This is a genomic window from Aeromonas sp. ZOR0002 (assembly GCF_963866995.1).
Taxonomy (GTDB): domain Bacteria; phylum Pseudomonadota; class Gammaproteobacteria; order Enterobacterales; family Aeromonadaceae; genus Aeromonas; species Aeromonas caviae.
The window spans coordinates 1-663 of sequence record NZ_CAWMFQ010000282.1; the positions used below are offsets into that span (position 1 = coordinate 1).

The following is a 663-nucleotide window of genomic DNA, read 5'->3' on the forward strand; positions in this document are numbered from 1 at the left end:
TGCAGACATAGGTTTGATATGCCGCCTAGCAGGCATTAGCCGCCACACTGTTGCTCGCAAGCTGAGGATTGGGGCCCCCCTATCAATCTCTCAGGGTGCTAGGGTATACGGCGTTGTACAGGCACTCGATGCGGCACTATCCCTCAACAAGAACGATACTGCCAAGGCGTTGTCATGGCTAAACAGACCAGCCTGGGGCCTCGGTGGCGTAGCTCCAGCCGAGCTATTGAAGACACCGATGGGGGTTCAGGCCGTTGTCGATCTGGTGGGACGGATTAGGCATGGGGTTTGCGTATAAGCAATAAGTCGGGGGGCGGTGAGAATAAAACCATCCAGATTGGCCAAATTTCCACCAAACAGAATTATTTTCAAACTTTTTCACATCCCCCCACTTGAAAAATTCGGAAAACTGTCCATTTACTAATTATGAGAGCTATAAATTAATTTTTTCCATTTCAACATTCCGCTGCTGCGCAGCGAAGAGAAACCAGTTTTACTACCCCCCCCCCATAAGCTATTTTTTTAAATAAATGAAATTTAAAGAGCACTGATAAATTAAAGTTCCTTAACTTAGCTTAAGACATCAATGCTCCATCACTCAGTAATAAATTAGATTCATATAAACAGAAAACAGAAAACAGAAAACAGAAAACAGAAAACAGA

General features: G+C 44.3%; 1 protein-coding gene. It reads left to right on the plus strand.

Annotation, left to right across the window (positions count from 1 at the left end; genetic code table 11):
• Nucleotides 1-13: 13 nt before the first annotated feature.
• Entirely contained in the window at nt 14-298 is a 285-nt protein-coding gene (locus AACR77_RS15400; protein ID WP_231563261.1) for an antitoxin Xre/MbcA/ParS toxin-binding domain-containing protein, read from the plus strand.
• Nucleotides 299-663: the final 365 nt, after the last annotated feature.